Source organism: Arthrobacter cupressi, assembly GCF_900099975.1.
Taxonomy (GTDB): Bacteria; Actinomycetota; Actinomycetes; order Actinomycetales; family Micrococcaceae; genus Arthrobacter; species Arthrobacter cupressi.
Window position 1 is genome coordinate 257,520 of record NZ_FNEI01000004.1, and the last position, 26,697, is coordinate 284,216.

Sequence of the window (26,697 nt, forward strand, 5' to 3'; positions counted from 1 at the left end):
TCACACCGTGAAGGTGACCGTGGCCAGGACCCGGGAGCGGTTGATCTGCTTCGGGATTTCCAGCGTGGCAGTGCAGCTGCCCGACGGCGGGTAGACGGCCTGCGTGGTGCCGGTACCGTCCGCGCCAATCACCACGGTGAGGGTGGTGGAGTAGTCCCCGCAGACGATCCGCACCGTGTAGTAGTCCCGGTTGTTGGCGCCCTGCACGGTGAAGCTGAAGCCGCCGTCGGGCAGGTAGTTTACGGTGAGCGGGCCATCTGAGGACGCCGCCGCGGGCGCCGGCTCAGTGGAGGCGGACTGGGTGGTGGAGCTGGAAGAAGTGCCAGGCGACGACATCGTGGTGGCGGCGGCACCGCCCGCGGCGGCACCGCCGGCCGGCGCGGCGTCGTCGTTGCTGATGGTCACCTGGCCGAAGCCGTCGGCGAGGTTGAAGTCCGGCCCGGCCAGGAGCTGGACCATGAACTGCTCGGCCGATTCAAACACAGCGTCCCCGTAGACCGTCACGGTGATGGTCGCCGTCGTGCTGTTGGCCGCGAAGGTCACCGTGCCGGACGCGGCGAGGAAGTCCGTTCCCGCCGTCGCGCTCCCGGCCACCGTCCGCCAACTGAGCGTCAGCGGGATGGCCTGGGCCTGGCTGAGCGTCAGGGTGAGGGCCACCGTCCTGGCCCCGCTGTTGCCCTCGACCACGGTGGCGTCGCCGATCCGCACCTCGCGCTGGATGACGGCGGGCGGGGTGAACTGGTCATCGTCGGTGCGGAAGCGGAAGCTGTTGAATGACGCCGGCTCCGCGTCCGATGCTGGCCTGCCCAGCAGGCCGGTGCGGCCGTCAGCGACGGCGGAGTTGAAGGAGCGGCTGGTGACCACCTGGCCGTTGAGCGTCACCGTGGCCACGGTGGCCTTGAGCACCAGGTTGAGGGTCTGTTCGCTGCCGGCGGCGATGGTCCGTGCGACGGCCTGGTCCACCACCCAGCCGCTGCGCGGGCTCACATGCCCGATCAGCACCCGCTGCGCGGGCACGTCCAGGACCACGAACTTGTAGTCGTTGGCGGCGTAGTAGTCGAAGACGATGCCGGTGACCCCGGCGGCCCGGAACGTTGCCTCGACCTCCACGTAGGACAGGGGGTCGATCCCGGTGCTGCCGAATTGGGCGGTTACTAGCGCCGTGCCGTTGCGTACCGTGCCGAGGTAGCGGCCGGTGTCGATGCTCCACGATCCGGCCGCCGGGGTGAACGCCTCGGCCGTGCCGTCGTCGAAGTATTCCGTGCGGTCCAGCGAGATTTCCGGGGAGATGACCGTCAGGGCGATGTTGTCGAACCAGCCCTGGGCCTGCTGCGAACCGAAGCCCACCAGCCCCTTGTTGAGCGCCACGGCGTCGCCGTCGACGTACCGCACCGGGAACTGATGGCTGAAGGCGTTCTTGCCGTCGGCCGTCACGGTGACCACCAAGCCGTTGACCACCACGTTCAGCTCGTAGAACCTGCCGGGGCTGACCGAACCGGGCACCGAGGCCTGGGCGTCGTACCACCAGCCGGAGGCGTTGCGGTGCCCGATCACCATCTTGTTGATCGAATCGTCGATGCCGGCGAACTTGAAGTCCTCCGGGCCGAAGTAGTCGAAGATGATGAACGCGTTGGCCTTCCAGCCGCCGGTTGCCTTGTCCATGGAGATCTTGGCCGCGATTTCGTAGTACACGGACTTGTAGGCGTCCGAGTACCAGACGGCGACGGCGTCCTGCGAGGGCCCTGCGGCCGTCACCTTGAGCAGGCCGTTCTGGACGGCGAATGCACCGGAGTCGGTGGCGAAGCCCTGCAGTGTGCCGTCGTTGAAGTCGGCGCCGCGGAGGGTGTCGCGGCGGCCGCCCGGGATGTTGCCGGCCTGCGGGTCCGTGGGTCCGCCGGTCTGCGTCTGCCATTGGCCGTGGTCGTGCTGGGTGATGAGGCCCAGTTCGCCGTCGGGCTCGCCGTTGCGGACGGGGTCGTTGCCCGTGTCCGTGGCCCGGGTGGGGTCCGCGCCCTGGCTGCGGGAGAGGGCGTACAGGAACATGGGCAGCTGCGGTTCCACCTGGCGGCTGACCGTGGCGATACCGAACGGTGCGAACGGCACGAGGTAGCTGTTGAATTCGCCCACCCAGTCGATCAACCGGTCGCCGCCGGTGTTGCCGATCAGGATGTCCAGGCCTGCACCGCCGAAGACGCGGTCCTGGTAGCTGGAGTTCACGCCGTCGGGGGCGTCGTTGAGGCCGTTGTTGGTGGTCAATAGATCGTCCGCGTTGGAGAGGTCGTTGCCCCAGCCGGCCCAGATGGTGTCCTGGCCGGTGCCGCCCACGGACCAGTCGTTGCCGAGGTCGCCGAAGATGGCGTCGTCGCCGTCGGAGGGCTGGTTGGTGATGGTTCCGGTGCAGTTGCCCTGGTTGTCGACGGCGATGCAGGCGGTCACCCAGTTGCCGGACGCGGCGTCGTTGTTCAGGAAGAACTGCCGGGTCCACGGCGGGGTGGTTCCCTTCCAGACGCTGCCGTCGGCGTTGAAGAGGATGGCGCGGCGCGGATCGTATTCGTCGTAGAGGAGGAATTCGCCCAGCCGGCCCATGTTGTGGTTGTTGCTGTGCCAGGCGTTGGTGTCGGCGCCGAAGTGCAGTACATCGCCCGGGTTGTACGGGTGCAGGAAGTCGATCAGTTCCAGGCCCACGGGGTTGCCGCCGGCGTCGAAGTGCTGGGCGTAGGAGGTGCCCAACGCCTCGGAGCCGGAGACTGCGTCGTCGCCCGCGCCGCCGTGGATGAAGTCGTTTCCCCAACCGCCGAAGATGACGTCGTCCGAGTTGTTGGCGTCGAAGAGCGGTTGGTTGGCCACGTGATGCTGGCTGGCGTTGACGTTGTCGCCCAGGTTGTACGGGGTGAGGTCCGCGGCCTTGGCCAGCTGCCCGGCAACGTTGATGGTAGCGGTCTGCACGCGGCCCGGGGTGTAGATGGCCTCGTTGAGGACATCCCCTTGGCTGGTGCGGGTGTCCGGGTCCACGGAGCGGAACTTGTAGACGCCGTAGAGCGGCTCGCCCAGCTGCGTGCACACGGCGCTGGAGGCGACCGAGCAACCGGTGTTGCGGCTGGTGAAGATCCGGCCGTCATCGCCCAGGATGCCGTCGGTGCCGGTGCCGCCGGAGATCCAGTCGTTGCCCCAGCCGCCGATCAGGTCGTCGTCCTGCGCGTCGCCGTAGAGCGCGTCGTGGTCGGCGCCGGCGTAGGCGGTGTCGTCGCCGGACTCGCCGTGGACCTCGTCGCGGCCGCCGATCTGCGTGTACTTCCAGGTGCCGGTGGCGGTGTCCAGGACGATCGAGCAGGTGGGCTGGGTGGGCGAGCCGTTGCAGTCCGAGCCGGCGCCCTGGCCGAAGTTGGCGGGGACGAAGTCCGGGCCGCCAGGGGTGTAGTCGAGCAGATGTACGCCGCGGACCACGATGCGCTGTGTTCCGTAGTTGTCGTAGTTGAAGGTGACGTAGTTGGCCGCGCCGGCGGTACCGGCCGGGTTGATGTCCGTGTGGTTGGTGCCCACGATCCGGATGATCCGGCCGTTGTCCGCAACGATGGTGTCGGCGTCGCGGGCATGCATGTTGGCGGGGAGCGTGTTGTCGGCCAGGATGCCGCCGGGCTGGCCCGGGGTGCCGGGCACGCCGCTCACCTGGTTGTTCATGGCGATCTGGGTTCCGGCACCGCCGAACAGCAGGTCCGCGCCGCGGTCATCGCCGGGCAGGTAGGCCAAGGCCGGGAAGGGCAGGCCGTCCGGGCGGAGCTCGGGGGTAACCAGCGAGAAGAAGTCGCTGCTGCCGCCCACGATGTCGTCCTGGCCGAGTCCGCCGAAGACCACGTCGTTGCCGGCGTTGCCCTCGGTGTAGTCCTCGCCGTCGGTGGCGGCTTCGAAGGAGGCGACGACGGCGAGCACGCCGGTGAAGTCGCAAACCACGTTGCCGGGTGCGCCGGTGCAGCCCAGCGGGGTGCGGGAGGCGCCGGCATGCAGGGTGATCGTGGGGTCGTCCACCATGCGCGCGAAGGCCTGCTCGATGCCGCCGTCGCCCTGGATGACGTCGTTGCCCAGCTGGCCGAGGATCACGTCGTGGCCCGCGCCGCCTGCAAGGTAGTCGTTTCCGAAGCTGCCGGCCCACTTGCTGCCTTCGTCCGAGGCGAAGTCGTGGAAGAGGTTCGTGACGTCGTACTCGGCCCACCAGGGGGCGCCGTCCGGATCGCGGTAGGCACGCGGGGTGCCGTCCACGAGGAGCAGGCCGCTGTTGTCCTCTGTGACTGTTCCGCCGCACGCGTTGGGCTGGTCGCTGCGGCTGTAGAGCAGGGTGCCGCAGAGGGTCTGGAAGTGGAAGCTCAGGAAGTCCGTCCGGAGCAGGGAGGCGTTGTCGCCGAGGACCATGTCGTCGGCGTCGTCGCCGTCGGCCATGTCGTGCCCGGCCCCGCCGATCAGCAGGTCCCGGCCCAGGCCGCCGAAGAGGATGTCGTCCGCGCCGCGCTGCAGGTTGCGGGACTCGACCGCCAGGACGGAGGCGAGCGCCGTCGTCTGGATCTTCTGCAGGCGGACGTCCGGTTCGTTCGGGTCCGCGACGTCCTGGATCACGGCGCCGTGGTCGCCGAAGACGATGTCGTCGTACGCACTTTCCGGCACGCTTCCGACGGTGCCGGCGCCTTCGCCGAAGAGCAGGTCCCGGCCCGCCGCCAGGAGGTCGTCGCGGACCGGTGACGGGTAGGGCTGGATGGTGGTGCCGTTGTTGAGGACGCCGGCGCCGGTGACGGACGGCAGCGGGCTGCGGTCGACGACGGCGATGTCCAGCGCCCGGGTGAAGACGTTTACGTTGACGCCGGAGTCGCCGTAAATGTGGTCGACGCCGCGCTGGCCGCGGATTTCGTCGTCGCCCGAGCCGCCGGCCAGGTGGTCGCCGGCCTGGCTGCCGATGATGAGGTCGTCGCCGAGTCCGCCGTAGGCCGTGAAGCCGACGGTGGGCAGCTGGCCTGCGGGCAAGTGGGCGAAGAGGCCGGAGGCGTCGATGATGTCGTTGCCGGCGTAGTCGTAGGGGTTGGCCAGGCCAAGCATCCATTCGTCGTCTTCGTTCCCGGCGTCGGGGATGTTGACGAAGGGGTCGAAGGGCTTGGGGCCGAATTCCATGCCGAGGACGTCGTACGGGTGGCCGGAGTACCAGACGCCGTCCTGGCTGGTGTCGCCGTAGACCACCAGCGGTGAGCCGGGACCCGCGGTCGCGTCGAGGTCGCAGGGGACGGCCGTGCCGTCGATGACCGGGGCTGCGAGCCTGCAGACGGTGATAGTGTCGCCGCCGATCAGGAGGCCGCCGTCGCGGTTCGGGTCGTTGCCGGCCACCGTGAAGACCGGCGCATCCCACACCGCAGCGCCGGCGGCGTTGAGGTGGACGGTGGGCCGCAGGGCCGCGTTCCAGAACGTCATGGTGGTGGCCGTCAGGGTCTTGATGGTGAAGGGCCCGGCCAGGCCGCTGATGCGCACCTGCATGCCCGCCTTGAAGCCGTCGGCCAGGAAGGACCCGCCGTCGGTCCGGACGAGGTAGTCAGTGTGCAGCTGCATGGTGCCGCTGGCAGTCAGCGCCAGGGGCTTGGCCGCGTGCACGTCCGTGGGGACTACCGCCTTCGGGCCGCCGTAGACGGGCCCGGAGAGGTACATGACCGAGCCTTCGCCGCAGTGCGGGAACGGATCGGCGAAGGGGCAGGCAGCATTGCCGAAGCCCAGAATGAGCCGGGTGAAGGACTCCCCCGCCAGCTGGATGTGCTGCGGGCCGTGGCCGTACGGATCCAGTGCGTAGTAGCCGGAGCCGGGCAGGAAGTCGGTGAGTGCCCACGGCAGCCCGTCCTGGCGGGTGAGGACCAGGCCCGTGCCCGCAGGGGCACCGGCGCCGGGGGCGGAGCGTTGCATGTCGAAGGCGTTCCGGATGAAGGAGTTGCCGCCGCCGTGCACGGTGGTGAGGCCGCCGTGCGGTCCGGGGACGAACACGGTGCGGTTGCCGTTCAGGGCGGGCAGCGGGTCTCCGCGGCCCAGGGTGAGGACGAGGTCTGTCACAGCGGTGAGCCGCCAGGCGCCCGTGACGCCCTGGATCATCACCAACTGGCCGGCCACGAAGCCGTCGGCGATCCAGCTGCCGGACGCCCGGGTGACCGTTCCGCCGTCGTTGGCTGCGTTCGGAACGGTGGTGACGGCGCCGGTGACGCTGACCGGCACGTCCGCGGCCACCAGGGTGCGCACAGCGGTGGAGGCGCCGACCACCGGGCCGGTGAGCTGGAGCAGGTACATCACGGTGTTGTCGGTGGTGTCCGCCGGGTCGTCGTCGCCGAAGCCGAGCACCTTCCACGTTCCGGCGAGGCCGCTGATGGTCACCGGCTGGCCGGTCAGGAAGCCTTGTGCCTTCCAGTCGAACGGGGCGGGCCGGCTGATGCGGTGGGTGGAGCCGTATTCGCCGACGGACGGTGCCAGCACCACGGTGCCGGTGAGCTTCACGGCGTCGTCCGGCTGCAGGGTGCCCTGGATGTCCAGGTGGTCGTTGCCGGTGCCGAGCATCAGGTTGAAGATCTCGATGGTCGACTTGGCGCCGCTTGTGACGAACTGGCCATCCACAAACTGAACGGTTCCGTAGCTGATGCCGCCCGGGAACACCTGCGGTTCGCCGAAGGTCTGGCCCTCGGCCCCGCCGTAGGCTGCCCCGAAGTCGAGGTCCTTGGCCATGCTGAAGCCGCGCAGCGAGGTGCTGTTCATGGCCCCGCGGCCATTGGCCTGCGAGGAGTCGTTGTAGATGTTCAGGATGTCAATCTGCTTGGACTCGGGTGCCTGCGTGGCGATCGCGAAGAGCGGGCCGTCCTGTTCGCCCGGGAGCTTCAGGCCCAGCTGGAGGGAGCGGTCGGCGCCGGTGACGCCGCCTTCCACGGCGAGCGGTCCGCGCAGCCGGGACACCAGGTGCTGGGCGGCCGGGAAGATCTTCACGCCCTGCCGCTGGAGCGGCTGTTCGTAGGCGACATCGGCCCGGAGTTCGATGAACTGTTCATGGAACCAGTTGGCGGCCGTGAAGTCCACGATGGCGGCAATCCGCACCACGGTGAAGGCGCCGGCCCCGAAGGCGGCCAGGGAGTCGCCGCTGAGGGCGAAGTTGCGCAGTTCCAGCTTCTCGTCGTGCCCGGCGTTGTCCCCGCGGATCACGGCGATCTTGGCCCGGATGCACGTGCCGGCCTGGCAGATCTGCACCCACTGGCCTTCGCTGAAGCCGTCGGCGAGCCAGCTGCCACCCGTCGGTCCAACAACAGGCCGGACCAGCCGCCAGGCGCCGTTCACGAATTCCGTGGTGGCCGTGCCGTCCCACGCGCCGGAGCGGGTGATCCGGTTGATGCTGATGCCCATGCCGCCGGCGCAGGCCGGGGCGGAGGACAGGACCATGGACTTGCCGTTGGCGCTGACGGACAGGACGGTGAAGATGGTCGCGCCGCAGCTGGAGATCGTGATCCGCTGGCCGGCGGCGAAGCCTTCGTCGAGGAAGCTGCCGAGGTCGCTGCCGTTGGCCCGGCTGATGGTGGCCCCGGCGATGGCCAGTGCGCCTTGGAAGGCGCGGGCCGGGATGTCCCCGCCCACCACCGCGTAGTCGGCCGGGGTGACGGCCACGCCGTCCACCGAAACCACGTCCACCAGGCCGTCCGGGATCAGCGCGATCCGGACGGTGCCGCCGGCGCCACCGGCGGGGGCCCTGGTGAGCCGGATGGTGTACCCGTCGGTGCCGCCGGGGATGGTGCAGGCGGTGTTGCCGCACTTGATGACCACGGTGTCCGTCCCGGTGGGGAGGCTGACCACGTTGGGGGTCTCGTCGTCGTACACCAGCACGTCGGTGCGCTGCGGGCCGCTGCGCAGGTTCGGGAACGGGTACGCGGCCGCCGCGGCAGGTGTGGTGATCAGGGTGTCGAGTTCGTAGTTGACGACGGCGGTCAGCGGGTCGCCGGCGTCGCTGTTGGACCGTGCCTTGACCACGATCCGCAGCGGGGTGCTCCAGTTGGTGGAGTCGAAGCTGACGGAGTAGTAGGTGCCGCCGTGTCCGTCGGAGAAGGCGATCCAGCGGCCGGCCGGGACCAGGCTGAAGTCGAGCTGGATGAGGCGCTGGCTGTCCGCGTCCATCCAGACCTTCACCCAGATGGTGTGGCCGGCGGGTGCCTTGGCGAGGCTGAGCAGGAGGTCGTCGGTGCGCTGCGTCAGGGCGCTGCCTTCGATGACCACGGTGCGGCCGTCGGTGGCGGTGCCGCCGGGTTCCACCTCGGTGACGTACACGCCCGGGGTGTCGTTGTCGTAGACCAGCGCGTTGACCTGGCGGACCGCGGCCCGGTGGAAGCGGGTGTCCTGGCTGATCACGCTGTGCTGCAGGACCACGGTGCGGTCGCCTTCGGCGCGCGGATCGTCCACGGCCCAGAGGTAGACGCGCTGCGGAGTGTTCCAGGTGCCCGGCGTGAAGGTCAGGGTCAGTGCCCGGCCTGCTTCGTCCACCACTACGCCGTTGACTACGTAGTGCCGCTGGAACTCGGAGAGCTCGTCGCACTGGGTGTCCGTGGTTCCCACGCACAGCCACACGGTGTCGCCCAGGCCGTTGGGCAGCGGGGCCGGGTTGGCGAGGCTGCCGTCCGCTTCCTGCGACGGCGGGAGGGCGGCGGAGACGGTCACGTACACGTTCGACGTCGGGACCACCGCGAGTTCCACCGTGTAGTAGGCGTAGCTCTTGATGGTTGCGGTGCCGGCGGCTCCTTCACGAACCCGGGTGCCGCCCGTGCCTTCGCGGATCACCACGATGCCGCGGTCCTGGGTGGCCAGGTTGTAGGGCACGCCGTCGGCGGTGAGGCCGTCGTAGCCGGGGTCGGTGGGCGAGGTGACGATGTGGTCCACGGCGCCGCTGAGGCCCTCGAGTTCGCGGGTGACGATGTCCGCGGTGACGTCGCCGGTCACGCTGATCATGTCCGAGCCGAGGCCGCCGATCACCCGGTACGCCACCCCGTAGGCGGTGGACTGGACGAAGAACTGGTCATCGCCCTCCAGGCCGTCCACTTCCACCACTTCGATGGTGGTGTACTTGACGTTCAGCCCGGCCCCGAAGATGCCCTTGTCCGTGATGGCGAAGTCGTCCGCGAACTCGGTGCCGAGGACCACCAACTTGTCGAAGCCGGTGCCGCCGTCCAAGTTGACCGGGGCGTTGACGTTGTACTGGACCTCGTCCTCGCCGCCGCCGGCCCGGATGTCCAGCGGCCGGGAGGTGGAGAAGCCCAGGCCGATCACGGGAACCGCCACGCCGTTCAGGTCCAGCGGGATGATGTCGTCTTCCCACATGGTGTTGTCGAGGTCGATGTTGCTTCCGGGCAGGTGGTTGAAGGTGGTGTGGGCGTCGGCATTGTTGCAGACGCCGTCGCCGTTGCGGTCGTAGCGGGTGTAGCCGGCGTTGATGACGCAGGACCCGAACGCCGCAGTGGTGGGGAAGGTTCCGCCGGCCGGAGCGAAGGACACATCGCTCAGGCCGCAGCCGGCGATGCTGTCCGCATCGGTGTCGCAGACGGCGGCCACCGCGAAGGCCCGCACGATGAAGATGTCGTTGTTGTCGTCGCCGTTGAGCTGGATTTCGGCCTGGTTGGAGTAGACGGTGAACTGGTCGTTGCCGGTGCCGCCGGTGGCCAGCAGCGGGGCGTGCGCTCCGGGGCTGAGCCAGCCGCGGGTGGTGGGCACCAGCGCCGGGAAGGTGTCGGCCGGGAGGAGGGCGCCGCCGTCGGGAACGTTCTGGGTGCCGCGGCGGGAGCCGAAGATCTGGCCGATTTGGAACACATCGTTGCCGGCGCCGCCGTCCAGGGTGATGGTGGCGGAGGTGTCGTCCACGTAGAAGGCGTCGTTGCCGCCCTCGCCCAAGACCGTAATGCGGCCGTTGAGCGCGGTGTCGTAGTTGATCCGCTGGACCAGGGCGCTGGGTTCGTTGCCGGCGATCCGGTCGCGGTAGGAGCCGATGCCGCCGTCCGCCGCGAGGCTGCCGGCGAGCAGGGCGATGAAGGCCGGGTGGTCCGCCGTCTCGGTCGGGCTCAGGCAGTTGCTCGGGACACCGGTGCCAAGGTCGAAGGGGCTCGCGTTGTCGATGCACTTCAGGGCCCGCAGGAGGAAGATGTCGTCCGTGGCGGCATTCCGGGTGGTGCCGGGTACGTAGCCGTTGTAGGCCGCGGCGGTGTTGTTGTAGCCGTGGATGGTGAGCTCGTCCACGCCTGCGTCCGGGGCGCCGGTGTCCAGGACGTTGATGACGTAGTTGCGGATGTTGCCGTGGCTGCCGTTGGTGTAGACGGCGTAGTGGTCGGACTCGCCCTGACCGTCGAGGGTGAGGGTGTGGCCGGCGCCGGTGCCCGTCAGGGCAGGATTAGCGAGGCCGGTGGGGCTGGTGACCACGTTCATGGACTGCAGGTACCAGACGGTGATGCGGTCCTCGCCGTCCGCAGTGTTCGAGGCGGTGGTGGCGTTGCCGTGGATGGTGGTCTTGGAGCCCAGGAAGATGTAGCCGGGGTCGCCCTGCTGTTCCTTGTTCAGGGCCGGGTTGGTGGTCTGCGCGAGGTCCAGTCCGGACGGGTCGCCGAGCTGGATGATGTCGACGTCGGAACCGCCCCAGACGTGCACCTGGCGGCCGGCCACCGGGTTGGCGGTGCTCGGCGCGCAGGCGCCCATCGGGTCGCCGGTGGAGTCGCCCGGAGTGACGGTGCAGTCCGCGATGATGCGGCCGCGCAGGATCATGCTGCTGCCGTACTCGGGATCCGGGACGGCGAGGGTGCCGCCGGTGTCCGCGTTGCCGAAGTCGCCGCGGATGTCGATTCCGAGCTTCGCGAGGATCTGGCTGTTCTGGTGGAGCGTCACGTCGTCGCCGACGCGGAGCTGCACGCCGCCGGTTTCGGCGAAGACGGTGCCGGCCGGGATGGTGCGCGGGTGGTCGGCGTCGTTGCCCGGGACGGTGGTGTTGTCCTCGGCGAAGTTGGCGCTGCCGTCGCGGATCAGGAACAGGTCCTCATCGAGTTCGGCGGTTTCGCGGACGGTGATGCGGATGTTGCCGGTGACGGCGTGGGCCAGGACCAGGCGCAGGTAGGAGTCCGTTTCCGTCAGGTAGATGCCGGTGCCGGCTTCCAGGGCGACGTCGTCCGCAACGGCGGCGAGGCCGGCGTCGGACGTCCCGTCGGAGACACCACCAGAGTTGTTGGCGCAGTTGGCGTTGGTGCACGCGAACGGCGAGCCGCGGAGCGAATCGATGTCCAGGTCCTTGGCAGCGGTACCGATCGAGCCGCCGTGCGCGTCGATGTCGATCGTCTGGCCGAGCACGTCGGCGGCCGCGTCCCCGGCACCGTTGGCGGCGCCGTCGATGATGGAGCCGGCCCGGCTGCGGAGGGACACGTTGCCCGTGCTCAGGCTGCTATCGCCCGCGGTTTCCACGACGCCGATCCGCAGGTCCCCGGCCACCTGGTCGAGGTAGATGCCCAGGGTCTTGTCGTCGTCTGCGGCGAGGTCGTGGGCGTTGAGCAGGCCCTTGGCCACGGACGGGAAGCCGCCCACGGCGTCCACCTGGATCTCCAGGAAGTTGTCCGGCAGGCCGATGCCGCCAATGCCGGAGACGCTGCCGGCCTCGCCCAGGCCGTTGTCGCCCGCGGTGAGGGTGATATTGCGGCCGGTGACGTCGATGCCGTTGGCGATGCCGCTGACGTCGAGGTCGTAGGCGTCCACCAGGGTGCCGTCGTCGTCGGTGTCCAGCACGCCGCTGTCCAGTTCGGCGTCGAGGATCCGGGCCGGCGAGTCGAGCCGGACGTCGGCCGGGATCGGGGTGGCGCACAGCGCGGCGGCGCCGGTGCAGAGGCCGGTGCCGTGGATGTGGCCCACCCGCAGGTCGCCCTTGCCGCTTTGCTCGATCACCCAAATGTTGCCGTTGTTCAGGACGTCGGTCTTGCCGGAGCCGTCGGTCACGCCGTGCGTGGCGCCTGTCTCGTCGTCGATCCACTGGGCGTCAACGTCGGTGAAGGCCTTGATGGTCATGGCCGTGGCCGCGGACGGGTGGAAGATAGCGATGTTGTGCCCGGCGCGGAGGTCGCTGAACGTGTAGTTGGCGTTGATCGGCGTGAGGTCGGAGCCGAAGGCGACCGCGACGACGGCGCCGCCCACCACCACGGGGGTGTCCGTGCCGCCGGTGCAGGACGCGCCGTCGGGCCGGAAGTAGCAGGTGGTGGGGACCGTTTCGAGGACGCTGCCCGTACCGTAGGGTGCCGGCTTGTTGTCCGGGGTGTAGATGTCCACGTTGATGTCGCCGATGCCGGGTCCGTTGACTCCTTCGGCGCTGTCGCGCAGGATCACGACGGCGTCGCGCCCGGCCTTGATGGGGCCGATGACGGGGTTGATGGGCGCCGGGTTGGCGGTGAGGGAATCACGCCGGAGGACGGTGAGGTCCAGGTAGAGGTCCTGGCCTGCTTCGGCGTCCAGGCCCACGGGCTTGAGGACCGCGGGGACGCCGGGCTCGCCGGTGTGGAAAATCTGGAGGAGGACCAGGATGAGCGGGTTCGGGACGGTGCCTGCAGAGACAGCGCCAAGCGAGCCGGACTCCGAGTCCAGGGTGATCGTGTTGCTGTAGAACGTCTCCGTGCCGGCGTCGTTGCCGCGCAGGATGGAGCCGCGCTGGTTGGTGAGGCGGGTGCTGCCGATGCGGTTGCGGATGTCACCGTCGATCGTGAGGTCGAAGCCGGTGGTGGCCGTGGGCCGGAGGCTTTCGATCACCACGCCGGTGGCCGGGAAGATGTGGTGCACGTGCCAGAACCATTGCGTGGCCGGGGGTGCGTGCGGGCCGTTGTCCACGGAGACGCTGATGACGGCTTCCGGCGTGCTGGTCAGGTGGGAATTGAGCGTGTTGATGGAGACGCTCTGCGGGTCCGTGGTGCCCTTCAGGAAGATGTTCTTGTCCGAGCTGTTGCGGATCAGCACCGAGTTCCAGGTTTCCTGCATGGAGAAGATGCCCAGGCTGCCGTGGATGAGGCCGTTGCAGTTGGCGTCGCATTCGCCGCCGGCGTTGTTGGCCTCGAAGAGCGCTGCGGGCAGTTCGTCGTAGAGGATCGGGTCGATCCAGATGGTGGGGCCGGAGACGGTGTCGCCGATGCCCAGGGCGGGGCCGAACTGGGTGGAGCGGACGGTCACGTTGTAGGTCTTGGCGATGATCTTGCCGCTGGCGTCCACGATCAGCACCGGGTTGGGTTCGCCTAGCAGGTACACCGTGGATTCCCACAGGATGTCGCGCTGGGGCTGGTAGTGGATGTCGCCGTCGGCGCTGCCGAAGTCGAAGAGCCCGCCGGACCGGTGTGCGTGGTAATACAGGCGGTCGAAGTACTGCAGGGCCGCCACGTGCAGTTCGGCGGTGCGGATCACGGATTCATCGAGGCCCTGGACCGCGGAGTTGCCGTTGAACGAGACGTAGGCGCGGGCGTCGGTGTCGCCACCGCCGCAGCCGCAGTTGGCGTTCGCGTCGGCCTGCAGGTTCAGGTGTTCATGGGCGGCGCGGATGAAGACGTATTCGCCTTCGATGTAGGAGCCGGTGTCCAGCTTGGTCAGCACGCTGTCCGTCAGGCTGACGTAGGCGCCGGCGTCGGAGTCCGCGCCGAGGGCGTAGGCGTCCGCGTCGGAGCGGGCCACGCCGCGGGCCTCGAGCGCCCGGCCGTCGATGCTGCCGTCGGTGAAGTCGATGCCGAAGGCCGAGCCGACGCCGGCGGAAATCTGGACCTGCGCGCCGCGCAGTTTCGCGGTCCCACTGAGGCTCGTGGCCACCTCGGCGGTGTAGTCGTGACCGATCTGCACGCCTTGGCCGCTGTCGTCATTCGCGTCCGCGTTGGTGCCCAGGCCGCCGGAGCCGGAGGAGGCCCGCGCGTTGGCGTTGAAGCCGGCGGCGGCGTCGATCAGCACGGAGCGGTTGGCGTAGAGCGTACCGGCCACCCCGGTCTTCACGGAGTACCCGAGTTCAAGATCGACGTCGGTGTCCGCTCCCAAGATCAGCCCGCCGGTGCGGTTGACGGCTTCGCCGTTGGCAGTGGTGATACCGAGCGCGGTGACCTGCAGGTCCGTGGAGGCAAAGATGTTGGCCGCGCTGCCGATCTTGACGAGGACAGTGTTGACGGCATCGGCGAAGGCGTTGGAGGCGCCGAAGCCGAGGAACCCGCCGCCCTTGCCCACGGAGCTCACGGCGACGTTGATGTAGGAGGTGCCGTCGATCAGGACGGCGTTGCCGCGCAGCGTGCCGGCCTGGACGTCCACAGTGAGGGAGGGCTTGGAGGTGACCTCGGAGAAGACGTCGCTGAAGCGGAAGAGACCGCCGCCGATGCCCGTGGACGTTGCGCTGGCCACGCCGTTGGTGGAGCCGGCAGGGTCCGCCAGGAGTGCGCCGGGGCCGCCGACGCCGATCATCACGTGCGGCGTGCCGGCCAGGGCGCCGGCGCCCAGGTCGATGTAGAGCTGCTGGGTGCCGGTGCCGCCGCTGACTGCGGCAATGCCTTCGTTGACCAGCCGGTGGGTGCCGAGCTTGCTGGTGTCCAGGCCGGTCATCAGGGTTCCGGCGGCGTTGCGCAGCTGGAAGTCGGTGCCGTTGACGACGTCGATGAAGTACATGTTGCCTTCGACGAGGCCGATGGATTCGTAGCCGACCCGGCGCAGCGAATGGTTGGCGCGCAGACCCGCGGGGCTGGTGTTCGGCACCAGGGCGATGACCTGCATGACCTCGGTGCAGGGATGGAGGTCGACGCCGGCGCCCGGGTCGGCGTCGTACTGTCCGATTCCGGCGTGGCAGGCCGAGTCGGCGAGCCGGATCATGTGGTTGCCGGCGGCGAACATGCTGCCGAGGCCGTCCAGGTCCTCGAGGACGATCCAGACGTGCTGGCCGTTGAACAGGCCGCCGATGGCCGGGCCGTCGGTCACGGTGTAGACGTACTCGGCGTTGTCGATGGCGCCGTGGGACGGGGCGTAGATGGTGTTCCAGGAGCCGTCGTGGTCGATGCCGTTGTTGTCGTTGTCCTGGAGCTGCCCGCTGCCGTTGGTGTTGACGTCCACCAGGCTGGACTTGAAGTCGATGGTGGCCGGGGCGTGGTAGACCACGGCGCGCCCGTCCAGGCCGGTGGTGTCGGCCACCTGGAAGGTTGAGCCGTCCGGCATGGCCGTGCTCGGGTTGAAGGTGACCACGTTGCTGCCCGTGGTGCCGAGCGGGGTGCTGGAGAGCCGGATGTCGAATTCGTCCACGGCGAAGACGTAGTAGGAGCTGCCGCAGGCGAGCCCGGCCACCGGGAGGGTGCCGAGGGCGCCGCCGCCGTTGCAGTTGTAGACCACCCGGTCGCCGGTGCGGAAGTTGTGGCCGCCGGCGAAGTGCAGGGTGCCGGTCTGGGCGTTCACTACGCCGGCGGCGTTGAATTCGACGCCGAGCCGGAGGGTATTGTTGTCCACCTTGATGACCCCGTAGGTGCGTCCGTCGCCGAGGCCCGGAATCGCGTTGGGGTTGGGGACGGTGCCTTCGGCGACGCCCGGCACCGAGGAGGCGGGGGCACTGTAGGTGACGGTCGTTCCGGTGCCGATGCCGTGCGGCAGGGTGAAGCAGATGGTGTCCGCGCCGTTGCAGTTGATGCCGGCCACCGTGCCGTCGGACAGCGGGGCCTGCGCTGCGCCGTGCAGGGCCGTGATGGAGAGCAAGCCGCCGGCCTGGACGAAGCCGCCGGTGACGATCGCGGAGACCTTGGGGCTGGCGAAGGACTTGGCGGTGAAGCCTGCCTGGATGTCGATCACGCCGCCGGAGGCCGCGTAGGCGTAGGAGTCGGCGTCGGTCACGGACTGGGCCAGGACGGTGACGCCCTGCGTGGCAGTGACCTTGCCGCCGCCCAGCTGGGCGCGGACTTCCGGTTCGGTACGGGCCTCGGCGGAGGACGCCGAGACGGCCACGAGCCCGATGCTCAGGCTGTCCACGCTGGCGTTGGTGGCGTCGTCGCCGATGGCCTTGACCTCGATGGTGAGGGCTCCGGCGTCGCCCACGGTGCCGACGGCGGGATCCACGTGGGTGGTGCCCACGTCGCCGTTGAGTTCGGCTTTGGTGATGGCCTTGTCCGTGGCGTTGGGGTACATGACGCCGATGCTGACGGCACCGATGCCCTTGCCGCCTGCAACTGCCGTGGCCCGGTTGACCGCGTGGGCGTAGACGAGGAGTTTCTGGGTCAGGCCGCTGATCTTCGCGGCGCTTCCGATGACCGCGTACGTGACGGTGGCGGTGGTGATGTCCGCGGGGGCCGAGGCGCCGGTGACGCCCACGATGCCGGTGGCCAGGACCTTCGCGGTGGAGTGGGCCGTGTTGGTGGCGTCGGCTTCCACCGTCATGTTGCGTCCGGCGGTGGCCTGGCCGTCCCATTGGGCTCCGGTGGGTGCCGAGATGTCCGCGACGGGGGCGCTGACGGCCACACCGCCCAGGAGGCCGCCGGTGATGACGTTGGAGTAGGCGGTAGCGGTGTTGACGCTGGTGGCCTTGATAGTGAGGTCGGCCCCGGCGGCGGCGATGCTGCCCGCCCCGGTGACGCGGGTTCCGGCGTCGATCTTTGAATCCGCCGCGCCGATCGCCAGGCTGACGAGCGCGACGGCGGCCGTCTTGACCCGTGCCTCGCTGCTGTTGTGCGCGTCCGCCAGGACGTCCAGCTTGCCGGCCGCGGTGACGGCGCCGTCCAGGGTGGCGCGGACCTCGTTCGATACGCGGGCCACGGCCACCATGGCCTTGAGGTCGATGAGTCCGCCGCTGGTGGAGTCCACGATGCCCTTGGCGTAGTTGCCGTCGCCCTGGGTTTGGGCCTTGACGGTGATGGTTCCAGTGGAGCCCAGGCTGGCCGTGCCGTCCACGATCGCCCGGATCCAGGCGTCCGAGGTGATCCGGGAGCTGGCCCAGGCCCCGCTCAGGCCGAGGAGCGAACCCGAAACCAGGACCGTTTCGGTGTCGGCCTTGTTGGCGGCCGTGGCCACGACGTCGATCGAGGAGGCGCCGGTGACGGTGCCGGTGGCCTTGGCGAGGGTGTGTCCGGACAGTTCTGCGAAAGAGACGGTGATGCCGATGGTGACGCCGCCGATCGAGACGCCCGGGGAGCGGACGGTTGCGGTGTTGCTGGCGGTGGCCGTGGATTCGACCGCGCCGCTGGTGGTGGCGCTGCCGCCCACGATGGACTCGAGGTGCCGGGCCGAGTCGGCGCGGACCACGGTGAGGCCGATCGCCACGCCGCCCACAGTGACGTTGAGGGTGGTGGCCTGCACGGTGCGGGTGCCGGTGGCAGTGGCGGCGACCCCGCCCGAGCCCACGGTACCGCTCGGCGAGGCCGAGGCCTTGGCCGTCCCTGCCAGGCTGACGAGGGTGACCACGCCACCAATGGCCCCGGCCCCGCCGGCGACGCTGACACCCAGTCCGTAGACGTTGATGTTGTCCACGGTGCTGGAGGTGAAGCTGGCCACGGTGCCGGTGCCGCCGACGGCCACTGTTCCGGTTTCGGCGGTGTTGTCGCCGGAGACGTTGACGACGGACACGGACACGCCCGCGCCGACCGCCCCGATGGCCAGGCCGATCGAGTAGTTCTCGAGGTGCCGGTCGGCGGTGGATCCCACAAGCACTCCGCCGCCGGCCCGCAGGATCTGCGCACCGCCGTCGATGTGGGCCCGCTGGGTGCCGCGGTCGTTGATGACCACCACCTGCCCGGCGATCCCGACGGCGCCCACGGCGCCGGAGAAGCCGAAGCCCACCGAGTGCTCGTCCATGCCGGCCTGGACGGACACTTCGCCGGTGCCGCCGGTGCCGGCGGTGATCTGCGCGGTGGAACCGATGCCGGCGTCGGTGTTGCTCTTGATGTTCAGGACCAGGACGGAGATGCCGACGCCGACTGCCCCCACCGCGCCGGCGCCGGCGACGCCGAGGATCCGCAGCTGGTCCTTGGCCCAGGCGCGCACGTGGCCGCCGGCCAGGACGATCGCGTTGATGGTGGCGGTAGTCCCGCCCGTGGGGACGGTGCCGAGCGCGTCATTACCGATGTTGCTGGCCGGGGCCGCCGCGGAGATGCGTCCCGACGCCACGCCCAGCTGGTCGGCGAGGCGCTGGTTGGTCTTGGTCTCCGAGCCGGAGACGAGCCGCCACTTGGCGCCGGCGGTTCCCGGTGCGAGGGCCACGCCGCTGGCGATGTCCTCGGTGGCCGACCAGGTCTGGCCGTTGTAGCTGGCAAGTGCGCCTTCGTCCCAGGCCTGGGCGCTGGTCCATGCGGTGGCCGCGCCGGCCGTGGTACCGGTGAGGGTGTTGTCCTTGTAGCCGCCGCTGCCGCCCTGGGCAGCCGTGCCGCCCTGCTGGATGCTGTTGAGCGAGCCGCCCTCGTCCCAGTTGCCGGAGTCCAGGCCCGGGCGGGTGGCGCTGTGTACGCCGTCGGCGGTTGCGGTGTAGTACTTGCCGTCCACGGTGTCGCGGACTTCGTCGCCCTTGTTGTAGTACTCGGCGGCGGACCAGTCGCCGCGGCCGAAGGCGCTGGACTCGCCCAGCCACTTGGCGGGGTTGTTCCTCGGCGAGGCGCCGCCCAGCACGCCGTCTTCCTTGGCGGAGTAGCGCTTGCCGTCGCCGGTGTCGGTGACGACGTCGCCGCGCCGGTAACTGGTGCCGGAGTTCCAGTTGCCGCGGTAGTCGCCGCCGGGGGCCGCGTGGTATCCGCCGGTGGCGGCGGTGCCCACGGTCCAGACCGACACGGCCGCCGCGACGCCGACGAACCCGCCCGAGACGCTGACGGCGAAAGTGCTCACATCCTTGGCCGACACCGCGTAGACCTGCACGTTTCCGGCGGCGTGGATGGTGGCGCCGGCGCCCAGAATGGCCTGAACAGAATTGTTGGCCACGCCGACATCCACACCGCCGGAAACACCTACGAAACCGCCAGCGATGCCGCCGGCGATTGTCAGCGACTTGAACCTGTCGGTCGCCGAGACGTTGACACCCTGGGCCGGGCTGGCCCCGGGCTGGGCGTTGACCGTGCTGTTGCCCCCGATGAAGGCCTTCACCAGCACCGTCAGGAGGGCCACGGACACACCGCCTGCCACGCCCACGAAGCCGCCGCCCACCGCGGCCACCAGCCCGAAGACGTCCTCCACCGAATCGGCCCGCACGATCACGCCCGAGAAGGACTGGCGGCCGAAGTCTGCGGCGGTCCCGGAACCGCTGAGCCCGGCGCCGTTGGATACACCGCCGATTCCGCTGCCGAGGGCCAGCGCGTCCACCGCGCCGCCGGCGCCCAGGTACGCCTGCACCTTCTTGTCCAGGACGGCGACGCCGACGGCGGCACCGACGCCCACGTAACCGCCGGCTGCGGCGAGGGTGAGCAGGAGCAATCGGGTGTCATCCTTGGCGGACACCAGCACGTTGTTGTCTGCCTTTAGGGTGGCCCCGGTGCCGAGGCATTCGAAGGCGAGGGTTCCCGTGGGGGTGCCGGTGCAGGCGAAGGTGTTCAGCTTCAGGACGGTGACGGCGACGGTACCCGCGACGCCGACCGTTCCGCCGCCGGCGCCGGCTGCCACGGAGACCACGGCATCCTTGGCGTTGGCGGTGACGGCGATGTTGTTGCGGGCGTTCACGGTGCTGCCGGTGCCGATGTAGGCGTACGTGTCGATGCTGACCACCCGGACATCGACGGGAACGGCCACGCCGGCGCTGCCGCCGATGCCCACCGCGGCGGCGATGCCCAGCTGGTAGTACTGGTTGGCCGCGGAGACCTGGACGGACTGCCCGGTGTTGGCACCAGCAACGTTGGAAGCGCACGTGACGCCGCAGTTGATGCGGGCGTTCGCGCCGATGTGCGCGGAGGTGCGGATGGTGTTCACGGCCACGGCGCCGGCGAGGGAGACGCCGGCCGTGCCGCCGATGCCCACCGCCACGCCGAAGGCGCCGATGTTGTCGGAGTTGTTGGCGGTGACGGCGACGCCGCCGAAGTCCGGGGTGCTGCCGGCCTGGATGACGCGTGGTCCCATGGCGCTGGCGTCGCCGCCAGGGGCAGTGCCGGACTTGGTGATGCTGTGCGCCTTGCCCGTGGTGCCGCTGAGGGACAGGGCAACCGGGGTACCGCCGTCGGTGCTCTTCTTGTTCAACAGCTGGAAGGTGTTCCCGCCCAGGCTCTTGTAGAAGTAGGTGCCGCCGTCGACGAGGCCGCCGATCACCGCGCCGCCGCCGGAACTGTAGACCACGGCGTCGTCGTTGGCGGCATTGACGGAGTACGGGGTGGTGATCTGGTTGCCGGACACCGCCGTCTGCGGGTTGAAGCGGAGGGTGTTGTCTTCCTGGACGTTGGCTTCGTCGGTGGCGAAGAAGCGCTGGTTTTCGGTGGTTCCCTGGCTCAGCAGGTCCACGGCCGCGCCGCCCTGCGTGGCGGAGACCTGGAAGGTGTTGGCCGTGGCGTTGACGATGTAGTAGATGCCGCGGTGGGTCAGGCCGGTGATGCCGCAGCCGCCGGTGTCGCAGCCGCGGTCGTACTGGACCTGCCGGCCGTTCTGGAAGCCGTGGCCGGCCAGGGTGATGGTGTTGCTGCCGGTGTTGACGTCCGCCGGGGCGAAGCGCATGTCCTTGGTGGTGACGCTGTAGCTGCCGGTGGCCACCGTGACGGCGTCGGCGCCTTTGGCGGAGACCCGGGCGTAATTGCCGATCCAGGCGTGGGTTTCCTTGGTGGTGACCGGCACGGACACTGCGGCGCCGACGCCGGCGCTGCCGCCCACGGCGATGTTGCCGCCGATCACGTTCAGGGTGAGGGATTCGTCGGCGTTGACCCGGACGCTGCCGTCCATGGCGACGACGGCGGCGTCCGAGGTGGAGGTGCCGTCGGCGATGAAGGCCTTGGTGGTGATGGACAGGACGGACACGGCGGCGTTGACGTTGACGGCGGCGGACCCGGCGAAGCTGCCGCCCACGGAGATGGAGGTGATCTTCTCGGCGGACTGGGCGTCCACGGTGAGGTTGCCGCTGCCGGTGACGGAGGTGTCCTTGGCGAGCCAGGCCTGGGTGTCCTTGGTGATGACCTCGACGTCCACGCCTGCGCCCACGCCCGCCGAGCCGCCCACGGTGAGCACGCCCGCGAGCGCAAGGACCGTCGTCGTGTCCTTGGCCAGCACCGTGGTGTGCGTTCCCGCCGAGGAGGCTCCGGCGTCGAGGTGGGCCTTGGTGGTATCGCTGCTGACGTTGACCACCACGGAGCCGGCCACGCCGGCGGAGTTGCCGCCGGCACCGCCTACGGCCAGGAACTTGAAATCGCCGGACTGGATGGCGCTCACTGTGAGGCCGGCGCCGCCGGCTTCGATGTCCGCGCCGGCGCCGACGTACGCTTCCACCACGCTGCTGCGGACGATCACGACGGCGGAGGCACCGACGCCGGCCGAGCCGCCGCCGATTGCCAGGTTGCCTGCGGAGAACGGCCCGCTGGCGGTCCGGCTCGCCAGGACCTTGACGGTTCCGAGGGCGTGGACCTCGGCGCCGGCTTCGATGGAGGCGACGACTGCCGGACTGCTGCCGCCCTGGTTGAACACGAACACCAGCACGGCGCCCGTGACGGCCGCACTGCTTCCGCTCACGCCACCGGCCACGGAGAGTTCGAACCAGTCCTCGCCGCCCTTGGCCTCGACCGTGACGCTGCCGCCGGCCCGGACCGCGGAGCCGGCGCCGATCCTGGCCCGGACGTTGGAGGTGATGACGTCCACGATCACGGTCAGGCCCACGGCGGCCGAGCTGGCGCTGAAGGACAGGGCGCCGGCCACGTTCACGATCTCCAGGCTGTCCTCTGCGGTGACGGACACGGACTGGCCGGCGCCGCCCACTGCGCCTTCCTGGTTCACGCGGGCACCGGTGCCGAGGGAGGCCTGGGTGTCGAAGGACATGATGTCGATGATGAAGGAGCCGCTCACGGCGGCGCCGCTGTTGCTGGCGCCGGCACCGACCGCGACGCTGGTGACGGAGGGCAGGGTGACCTTGCCTTGCAGCGGGGTTTCGGGTTCGAGCGGCACGAGGGTGGTCTTCGCGCTGATGGTCAGGGTGCCGGCGGCATCCACCGAGGTGACCTGCCCGGCCGCGGTGCCGGAGTCGATGAAGGCCCAGGTGGTCACCTCGAGGTAGTTGACCGCCACGGCGCCGCCCACTGCCGTGCCGCTGCCCGTGGAGAAGCCTCCGGAGAGCGCGATGAGCTGCAGGCCCATGGCTTCGGTGGCCCGGACTGTCACGCCTCCCGCCGCGGAGTCCAGCTGCGCGCCCTTGCCGACAGACGCCGTCGTGGTGATGAGGAGGATCTGCACGCCCGCGGAAGCGGCCACCCCGGCGCTGTTCTTGCCGCCGCCGGCGGCGATCCCCCAGACGATGAAGTCGTTGCGCTGGCCGGCCGGGGTGATCGCTTCCACGGTGATTCCGGCTTGTCCGCTGATGACCGCACCGGCGCCGATCGTGGCGATGCTGGTGAGGTCCTGGACGTTCAGGCCGATCGCGGCGCCCACTCCGGTGTCGTTCTGCAGGTCGATGGCCGAGCCCATGGCCCGGGCGTTGGCGTCCACGTGGCTGAGGGCGCGGACGGTGACGGCGCCGGCGGTGGCGGTGACGGTGCGGTTGGCGGTGATCCGTGCGGTGTTGACCATCACCACCCAGTTGACGGCGATGGCGCCGGCCACTCCGGTTCCGCCGCCCCCGCTGCCGGATTCGCTGCTGGCCTTGCCGTTGGCGTTGGTGGCGCCGTTGCTGCCGTTGGTGCCGCCGCTGGAGCTGGGGAGGGTTCCGGTGCCCTGGTCCTTGGTGTTCGGGTTGTCGCCGTTGACCTGGCTGTTGGCGTTCTGGTCGCCGCTCTTGGGATCGCTTTCGCTGCTGCCTTTGGCGCTGGCCACGGCCTTCGCTTCGCTCTTGATTTCGCTGGAGGCCACCACGTCCACGGAGGCGCCGGTGACGTTCCGGGCGATTTCCGCCGTCGTCTGCCAGCCGACCGCCACGTTGATGGAGATGTCGATCCCGACGGCGGTGTCCTTGCCGGCCGCTTCGGCGTTGCCTTCCGTGCGGATCCGGTTGAGGTGGGTGGCGGTGACCTTGACGGCGCCGGAGCTGGTCAGCGCGGAGCCGGTGCCGAGGCGGGCGATAACGTGGTCGTCCTTGCTGATGAGCAGGGCCACCACCGGGGTGACCGCGGTGCCGCCGGCCGTCCCGCCTTCGGCCGTGGTGACCAGCTCGCGGAAGCCGAAGGCGTCCACGGTCACGGAGGATCCGCCGGTGAGGGTGGCGCCGTTTTCGGCTTCCGCCCGGACGGTGGACGGCACCAGGACCTGGAGGGCGACGGAGGCGCCGACGCCCGTGGCACTGCCCACCTCGGCTTTGCCGCTGGCCTTGGCGTAGTCGTATTCGTTGCTGAGGGCGGAGATCACGACGGCGGAGCCGCCGAGCGTTGCCGAGGCACCGGCCTGCAGCACGGCTTCGGTGGTGTTGGTGACGATGTTCAGGGCCAGGGCGCCGGCGACTCCGACGCTGGAGGCCTTGCTGGCGCCGGCGCGGGCGGTGGCGGAAATCTCGTGCTCCCAGAGCCGGAAGAGCTGGTCCGCTGTGGGGCTGGCCGGGAAATGGTCACCGTCGCTCAGGGTCACGGACTGGGCCACCCACTGCTGGGAGCCGTTGCGCTTGTAGAAGCCGGGGGCGTTGCCGCCGTCCTGCGCCGTCAGCTGGAACCAGTCGTTCTCTTCGATGTCGTTCTTGGGCAGTTCTTCCTTCTGCCCGTAGGTGTCCGCGGTGACGAAGTCCCACTCGCTGCCGTCGTACTTGTAGACGCTGTTGCGCGGGTGGCCGTCGTGGGCGGTGGTGAGGAGGAAGTAGTCGCCGCTGGAGGGTGAACCGGGGAAGGCGGCGCCGCTGGTGATGGTGACGTCCTGGTCCATGGTCCAGTTGCTGCCGTTGAACTTGTAGATGCCGTCGTTGCCGCCGGTGCCGCCGTTGGTTTTGACGTAGGCGAGGTCGTCCTTGGACGGGCCGGGAAGTTCGGCCCCGCTTTCCACGGTCTTCCATTCGCTGCCGGTCCAGCGCCGCACCACGTCGTTGGTATCGCCGGCGGTCAGGGCCGCGGTGAGGACCAGGCCGGTGCCCGTGATGGTGGCGGTGCCCGTGACGGCCCGGTTGACGATGTCCACCTTGTTCACGGCCACGCCGGCGCCGATGCCCACGCTCGTGTCCGCGGCGCTGTCGCCCTTGGCGTTGGCGAGGGCGTCGGTGTTGGCCAGGCTCTTGAGGGTGACGATCCCGCCGGAGCTGATGGTGACGCCGTTGGCGAGCCAGGCCCGCGAGGTGGTTGCCACGACGTTGATGGCGATGGCACCGGCGATCGAGACCGAACTTCCGCCGTCCTCGTTGCTGGCGGCCTTCGGAGTGGAACTGGTGCTTGAGGTCTTGCCGGTTTCGGCAGACTGGGTGCTCTTGGCCTGGCCGAGGTTGTCGTCGGCCTTCTTGTTGACGTCCTTGCCGCCGCCGCTGCTGCCTTCGCTGGCCGAGGCGCCCTTCGCGGAGGCTTCGGCAGTGGTCTTGGTGTCCGAGGTTCCGGTGGCCTTGAAGCTGACGGCGCCGCCTGCCGTGATGCTGCGGGCACTGCCTGAATCGACGTCGTTGTCGATGATTGCCAGTGCGAGGGAAACGCCGATGCCGGCGGTGCCGCCCACCTTGGTGTCGCCCTTGGCGGTGGTGGTGGCCTTGACGGTCTGGGTGGCCTGGGCGTCCACGGCGCCGCTGGCGGTGAGGGCCGTGGTGCTGGCGCCAAGCGAGGCGCTGCTGAGAATGTTGGCGATGGTGATCGCGATTGCCGGGGTGATGCTGACTGTTCCGCCCGCTGATCCGCTTTCGGCTGTGGTGGTCAGGGTGTGCGCGGTGGTTCCTGCGATGGTGACGTTTCCGGCTCCGGTGAGCGGGGGTCCGCGCGTCGGATCTCCCACCTGGTCGATTCCCGAGTACACGGTGTCGTTGATGAGGTTCAGCGCGAAGGCCGCGCCGATCCCCACCGTTCCGCTGCCGGACTGGCTGGCCTTGGCCTTGGCGTTGGAGGTGGAGTTCGAGTTGGCGCTCATGGCCACGGCACCGCCGCCCACGATCGCCACGCCGGGTGCCGCCGGTGCCTGCGGTGCGGGGGTCGGGTCGGCGTGGACGGTGGCGAGGGTGTCCTGGTCCACGATGTTCAGCGCGAAGGCCCCGGCGATGCCCAGGTTGCCGCTGCTGCCCGAGGCCCCGGCCTTGGCGTCCGCTTCGAAGGCGTGCACGGTGTCCGAGCCCAGCGGCCGCGTGCCGGCGGTGAGGTTGAGGCCGCCTGCGGTGACTGCGGTCCCGACGCCGGTGCTTGCCTCGTTCCGCAGGATCACCTTGTTGATGGCCAGGCCGGCGCCGATGGTCACCGAGCTGCCGTTGCTCGCCGAGCCGTCGGCCACGGCCTTCGCGTCGGTGTTGTTGAGTGCCTTGAACGTGACGGCCCCGGCGGCGGTGACCACGATGGCAGGTTGGCCGGCCGCGGCGGCGGCGAGCGCCGTCGTCGTCGAGGTGACCAGGTTCAGGGCGATCGCGGCGGCGACGGTCACGGTGGTCCCGTCCTCGTTCTTGGCGGCCGGGGTGCTGGTGCCGTTGGAGTTGGTGGAGGTGGACTTGGAGTCGGCGAAGCCGAGCTGGGCGTCCGACTTTTGCTTGCTGTCCTTGTTGGAGGAGTCCTTGCCGCCCGCGCTCTGGCCGCCCTCGGCGCCGGCCGCGCTGGCCGTTGCCGCGGTGGCGGTGGTGGAGGTGCCGTCCGCCTCCATGCTGATCAGGCCGCCGGAGGTGGTGTTCCGGTTGAGCGAGGAGTCCACCAGGTGCTCGGCGGAAGTGAGCGCGAAGGAGATCGCGGCACCGAGGGTGGCTCCGGCTCCGGCGGTGGTGGCGCCGAGGGCCTTGCTGTCCACGGTGGCGGTCTGGTCGGCCTTGCCGGTGATGTTTCCGGTGGTGGTGAGGGCGCTGCCCCGCCGGACGGATGCGCTGGTGGAGACGTTCGAGATGGTGATGCCGACGACGCCGGTGAGGACTGCCGCGCTGCCGCCGGCCGCGCCGCCGCTGGCCTCGGTGGTGGTGGCGTCGGTGGTGGTGGCGTTCATCGCCAGCTTCTTCGCGGCGGTGAGGACGCCATTGACGGCAAGCCCGGCCGCCACGACGTTGTTGATGATATTGATGGCCACGGAGGCGCCGATGCCCACCGAGCCGCCGCCGGACTGCTTCGCCTTGGCCTTGGCCTTGTTTTCGTGGCTGGCCTTGGCCGTCTGGGTGAGGTCCGAGCCGTTGAGGTTGGCGCCGGCACCGCGGATGTTGGCCAGGGTGGTGGCGGTGATGATGTTCAGGGCCAGGGAGCCGGCCACGCCCACGGTGGCGTCCCCGCCGGCGCCGGAGGTGGAGTCCGCGGAGAAGGTGTTCTTCGCGGCGGCCGGGCCGAAGGCTTCGAGGACCACGCCCCCCGCGTTCAGGATGGCGCCGCCGGCCAGGTAGGCCTCGGTGAGCAGGGTGACCACGTTGATGCCGACCGCGACGCCGACGCCCAGTCCACTGCCGGAGGTGGTGCTGCCGTCCGCGGTGGCCGTGGCGCCGTTGCTGGAGCCGGAGTGGATCCGCTGCACTCC

At 69.7% G+C, this 26,697-nt stretch carries 1 protein-coding gene (cut by a window edge); it reads right to left on the minus strand.

Annotation, left to right across the window (positions count from 1 at the left end; all coding sequences use genetic code 11):
* On the minus strand, positions 1-26,697 hold the 3' portion of the coding sequence (locus BLP88_RS07150) for a Calx-beta domain-containing protein (protein ID WP_139163320.1). It continues 2,433 nt past the right edge of the window; the window shows 26,697 of its 29,130 coding nt (coding positions 2,434-29,130); its start codon lies off the right edge, out of view; its stop codon occupies positions 1-3.